The sequence below is a fragment of the Gammaproteobacteria bacterium genome (genome assembly GCA_022340215.1).
Lineage (GTDB): Bacteria > Pseudomonadota > Gammaproteobacteria > JAJDOJ01 > JAJDOJ01 > JAJDOJ01.
The window spans coordinates 1-5,546 of the sequence record JAJDOJ010000135.1 but is presented as its reverse complement, the minus strand read 5'-3'; the positions used below and the strand labels follow the sequence as shown (position 1 = coordinate 5,546).

Annotated in this window: 5 protein-coding genes; all 5 read right to left on the bottom strand. The window is 55.8% G+C overall.

The window, feature by feature from the left end:
• On the bottom strand, positions 1-820 hold an 820-nt coding region (locus LJE91_09660), incomplete at its 3' end, for a macro domain-containing protein (GenBank protein ID MCG6868968.1).
• 13 nt (positions 821-833) lie between these two features.
• Positions 834-1,493, bottom strand: coding sequence for a DUF4433 domain-containing protein (locus LJE91_09655; protein ID MCG6868967.1), 660 nt, complete (start codon positions 1,491-1,493; stop codon positions 834-836).
• Entirely contained in the window at positions 1,490-2,905 is a 1,416-nt protein-coding gene (locus LJE91_09650) for a restriction endonuclease subunit S (protein ID MCG6868966.1), read from the bottom strand. The genes LJE91_09655 and LJE91_09650 overlap by 4 nt, the downstream gene beginning before the upstream one ends.
• Positions 2,905-5,037 (bottom strand): type I restriction-modification system subunit M, encoded by a 2,133-nt coding sequence (locus tag LJE91_09645; GenBank protein ID MCG6868965.1) that lies wholly within the window; start codon positions 5,035-5,037, stop codon positions 2,905-2,907. The genes LJE91_09650 and LJE91_09645 overlap by 1 nt, the downstream gene beginning before the upstream one ends.
• Before the next feature lie 6 nt (positions 5,038-5,043).
• On the bottom strand, positions 5,044-5,262 hold the full coding sequence (locus LJE91_09640; GenBank protein ID MCG6868964.1) for a helix-turn-helix domain-containing protein: 219 nt from the start codon (positions 5,260-5,262) through the stop codon (positions 5,044-5,046).
• Positions 5,263-5,546: the final 284 nt, after the last annotated feature.

Genomic DNA, 5,546 nt, shown 5'->3' with positions numbered 1-5,546 from the left:
GTTGCCTGGTCTCAGCGTGCTCACTAAGGAATTCGGTAGCATCCTCTATAGCTCCCGGCACAAGCTGAAGTGGCTTGTCCGGCGCGTCGCCGCCATCGGCATAGCCGGAAACCAGATGTCCCTCAATGGCATTCAACACATGTCGAAGATTCTCGGCATAGGGACCATAAGATGCTTTCTGATAACGGAGCTTTAACGGTTCACCCGCTTCCTGCATGAAGTACATCAGCTTGTGAACTTCAAGCAGCGTTACAAATGGATCGAGCAGTCCACTCAAATAGCGGCGCATCAGCTCTACAAGCGCCGCCCGGCCCGGCGTCATGTTGGGCACTTCCCGGTTATGCACCATCTTTTCAACCCCTGGCGCGCCCTTGGGCTCGAAGATAATGATGCGGACGTCATCCATACTGCTAAGCGCCCGCTCAATGCGCTGTCGTACTTCCGACCAGTCCAATCCACCCAGACCGCTACCCAGCGGCGGGATAGCAATAGAGTGGATACCTCGCACCCTGATCTCTGTGGCCAGTGCTTCAAGGCCCGATTCGATATCCTCTATACGGCTCTTGCCCCGCCAATGACGCTTGGTGGGAAAGTTGATGATGTAACGTGGATTGGTCAGGCCGCCCATATCGAAAACGAACATGCACCCTGGCTGAACTTCCTCTCGCTTGCAGGCAGCGGCATAGGCCTTGAAGTTCTCCGGGAAGGCCTTTTTGAACTGGAGCGCAATACCACGGCCCATCACGCCGACACAATTAACGGTATTGATGATCGCCTCGGCGTCTTCAGTGAGGATATTGCCTGTCTTGTATTCAATCATTCTAAAATTCCCCTCAGTAATACCATTCGGTCTTGATCTCTAGCTGCGGTTTATGGGCGCTACCGGTTAGTGCATGGACCACCTGGTGATATGTCGCATTGGTACGCACGCCAATACGCTCAACCAAGCTCCATGGGAAACTGGTTTCCACCAGAAACTCCGCCTGCTTGCCTTCCTTGACCATGGGTGAAATTCCTGCCCCACTCCAACGATTGGCTCCGACTGCATCCCAGTTTATTTCATTCAATCGAGCCAAATCACAACGATCTTCGAAAAAGTAAGAACCTGCGTTAGATAGCGTGAATGCCCAACGCCGATTGTTCGCTTCGGCCCATGCAACGGCCGCCTGAAGGTCGAACTCCAGATGCACGATTGGGCCTTGACCATCATGATAGGTAAGCTCGGGATGATTACCCTGATAAATCAGGTAGAGCATGATCGAACGGGGACAAAAATAGAAAGGTACACACTCGCCCACGTGTAACCCAGGATGACTATCCAGGGTAAGTTCATTGAGGCGCCTCGATTTAATGGTACTCATCCCTATCGTCGTTCCCAGCCCCGGATGCTTCACAATCTCTGCATCGCACCACAACCCATCACTATGAATAATTGATGGCAGTCTATCCATATGTACGATGTGGTAGATCTTCGGCTGAGCAGGAACAGTCATCCCTCAACCTCCGTTTCCAGTTCATCGTCGATGATCTCATCCGCCCCATTGGAATCTTCATCAAACGCCAGCAGCTCTTCCTCGGCAACCTCCGGCACTTCGATCCCGCGCACGTCCACCTGACCGGTGACCACATCGGAAATCAGCCGGGTGCGGTATTCGCGCATCAACTCGATCTCACGTTGGGCGCGGGTAATGGCCTGGTCGATCTCGGCCGACTTTTCCTGGATGTGTTCAAGAATTTCCAGTTGCTCATCAATTGGTGGCAGACCAATTGGATAATTCTTTACAAAATCTGATGGAATTCGCTGCTGGCCAGCCGCGCCGGTCATGTATTGCTCACCCAGCAACAGGAACTGCTTAGTTGATGTGAGGAACCGAAGGAAAGCACCGTCGATTGCCTTTGAAGGGCGAAGAACGATCAGTTCGGTAGTGCCAAAGCCGAAATCAGATTCAAGCCCTTTGAGGTAAGCTCCCTTGCCGTTCTCAAAACAGGGAGTGATTTTCGCGACAACCACATCCCCGCGTCGGAAATACGTGAAGCCATTCCAGACTTCGGACAGAGGACGTTTTTCGGTGCAGCTGATATCTCCATTGACGGAGATGTTCTCCATGGGAAGAAAGACAACCTTTCCTTCATCCGCCGGATTCGCTCGTGTCTCAGACTTTGATGGATTGAAGCTGACCACGCGTTTGAGCTTCGTGGCGTCCCAATGCTCCGGAATATCCCCGATCCATTCCACGCCGCTGGGCTTGAACTTGACACTGGGATCAAGCCCCCGGGTCACGGCCTGATTGATGACGTTCTGCTTCTGCTCCTTGAGCAACTCGATGAGCCGCCGCTTGTTTCGGATGAATTTTCGGAACAAACGGTCTTGCGCCTTCAGGAATCGTGCGATGGCTTGCTGCTCTTCCTGCGGAGGGCAAACCACCGGCATGCTCAGAAATTTATCTGGATAGAGCCTGAGCCGGGAAGAGCGGATGCCCGTTGACCGGCAGATGTATTCCGACCGATACCCTTCAACCCGCAACAGGTGATCAAGATAATAGTTATCGTAATCCTGGTTGCTTCTTGGACGGTAAACACCATAGGCGGGACTCACAATTCCGTCGTGGTTCGAGACGCCCAAAGCAGACATCCATGCCCACATCGTATTGATGACCAAATCGCCGGGTTGGCAACGCTTTTGGCCGACATTCGACTCGGCCTTGAACATGGTCACGTTCTTCTGGCTGCGGGGTGTCACTCCCGTGATATGCGACACCGAAAGCATTTCCTCTTCTCCTGTCTGGGAACGCTCATCGATTTCTTTAAAGTAATACTTTGCCCGCTTCTCAGGCCAATGCGCGGGAATACTGCCGACCCAACTCACTCCCGCATTCTTGTGTTCTGGATAGGGCGCCAGCTTCATCACTCAGCCTCCCCGACAATCTGTTCCAGCAGCCCCTCGGTCTCCTGCTCCAAGGCGTAGATGTCGGCCTTGATCTCATCCAGGGTGCGCATGGGCGCGGGCCGGTAGAAATGGCGAGTGAAGGAGATCTCGTAACCCACCAGCGTCTTGCCCGGGTCGATCCAGGCATCCGGGGTGTAGGGTAACACCTCGCGCCGGAAGAACGCCTCGATGCCGCCTTCTTCCAGCAGCGGTATCTGCTCGCTGTCGCGCAGGGCGGTATCCGGCTCATATTCAACCACGCAGGTCTTGCCGTTCACCTCGGCCTCGAACATGCCGTGGATGGGATCGGGCTTGGCCTTGCCGGGCTTGTGAACCTTCTTCAGTACCGGCGCGGCATCCTCGCTGGTGTCGCAGATTTCGCTCTGCAACAGCTTCTTGCGCTTGGCGGTGAGCTTGACGCCGTGCTTGTCGGCATCGGTGTCGCAGGCGTCCATGAAGGCATTGAAATCGAGGTGCGGACCGGCTCCGAGGGCTTCGTTCACGCGGCGGGCCAGGTTGGCCAGCGGCTCTTCCTTGGCCTTGGCGCAGGTCCGTTCAAACCGTTCCAGCCGGGCCGGGCTCAGGTCAACGGCTAGGCGCAGCGGACGGTCCACCGTCACCTTCCAGTAGCCGAAGGCCTCGTTGGGGAAGATCTTGGATTTGTCGGATTGGATCGGGTTGACAACCAGGTCGCAGATGGCGCGGATGTGTTCCTCGGAGAACTCGCAGTTCTTCTTGCCGAGGTTGCGGCGCAGCGGCACGTACCATTCGGTGGCGTCGACGAGCTGGACCTTGCCTTTACGCTCCTCGCTCTTGCGGTTGGACAACACCCAGATATAGGTGGCGATGCCGGTGTTGTAGAAAGTGTTCTCCGGCAGGGCGATGATGGCCTCCAGCCAGTCGTTTTCGATGATCCAGCGGCGGATGTTGCTTTCGCCCTGACCGGCGTCGCCGGTGAAGAGCGACGAGCCGTTGTGGACCTCGGCGATGCGGCTGCCGAAGTGGGTGGTGTGCTTCATCTTGGAGAGCTTGTTGACAAGGAACATGAGCTGCCCGTCCGAGGAACGGGTGACCATCTTGTATTCCGGGTCGCCGCCGTGCTGGGTGACAAAGCGCAGGTCCTTGATATCTCCCTTGCCGCCCAGGCGCTCCAGGTCGGTCTTCCAGCTCTTGCCGTAAGGCGGATTGGAGAGCATGAAGTCGAACTCCTGTGACGGGAAGGCATCGCTGGAGAGCGTGGAGCCGTACTTCATGTTCTCGGCCTCGGCCCCTTCGCCTTTGAGCAGCAGGTCGGCCTTGGAAATGGCGTAGGTTTCCGGCTGCACCTCCTGACCGAAAAGATGGATGGAGACGTCCTTGCCGTGACTCTGGGCCAGTTCGGCCAGGCGTTCCTCGGCCACTGTCAGCATGCCGCCGGTGCCGCAGGCGCCGTCATAGACGAGGTAGGTGCCGGATTCGATGTCGTCGGCCACCGGCAGGAAGATCAGGTCGGCCATGAGCTTGACCACATCGCGGGGCGTGAAGTGCTCTCCGGCCTCTTCGTTGTTCTCTTCGTTGAAGCGACGGATCAGCTCCTCGAAAATGGTGCCCATCGAATGGTTGTCGAGCGCCGGGAGCAGCTCGTTGCCGTCCACGTCCTGTACAGGCTTGGGGCTGAGATTGACGCGGCCGTCGAGGAACTTCTCAATCAGGTGGCCGAGGATGTCGGCCTCGATCAACGTGGGGATCTGGTTGCGGAACTTGAACTTGTCGAGGATCTCCTGGACGTTGGGCGAAAAACCGTCCAGATAGGCCTCGAAGTCGGCCTTGAGCTGCTGTTGCTTGGCGCGGTTCTTCAGGTCGCGCAAGGTAAAGGGCGAGACATTGTAAAAGGCCTCGCCAGAGGCCTGGCAGAGCGCTGCGTGCTGGTTGGCGATTCCGGCCCCGTCGAGCTGCTTTTTCATGCCGAGCACATTTTCCTTGCTCGGCTCCAAAAGCGCGTCGAGACGGCGAATGACCGTCATCGGCAGGATCACGTCGCGGTACTTGCCGCGCACATAGACATCGCGCAACACGTCGTCGGCGATGCCCCAGATAAAATTGACAATGCTGTTGTGGATCACGTGGTTCATGTCCCGCTATTTTCCTTTGCGCTTTTTCTTATTTTCAGATGGATCTGTCGCTCCACCGGCTTTTACCCAACCGTCAACCTCATCTTTCTTGAACTTCCAGAGTCGGCCGACACGGTGGGCGGGCATGTCCTGTTTTTCAATCCACCTGTAGACAGTGTCATTGCTCACGCCGAGGTAGGTGCATATATCCCCTACGGACAACCAACGATCTTCCATCTCAGCCATTTATCAATTTCCTCAAGGACGTTCTGATTAAAGTGCCTCTCGCCTGTACCCACGGAAAGATGAGGATTCTTGGCGCATGTTTGGCAACTCATTGGTGTTGATCGAATATATTCAGGTAAAGGCCTATTGTCTACCGTTTTTTGCCGCATAGGCCTGTATTTTGCCACTATCAGGTATGAAACATAGGAAGCGGGGTGTCCATCTGAGTGCGGTTTGGGCAGTTTGCAGCTACGGAAATACAACCGCTTGCGTGCTCGCCTACCGCGAAACCACAACTGGTAGGC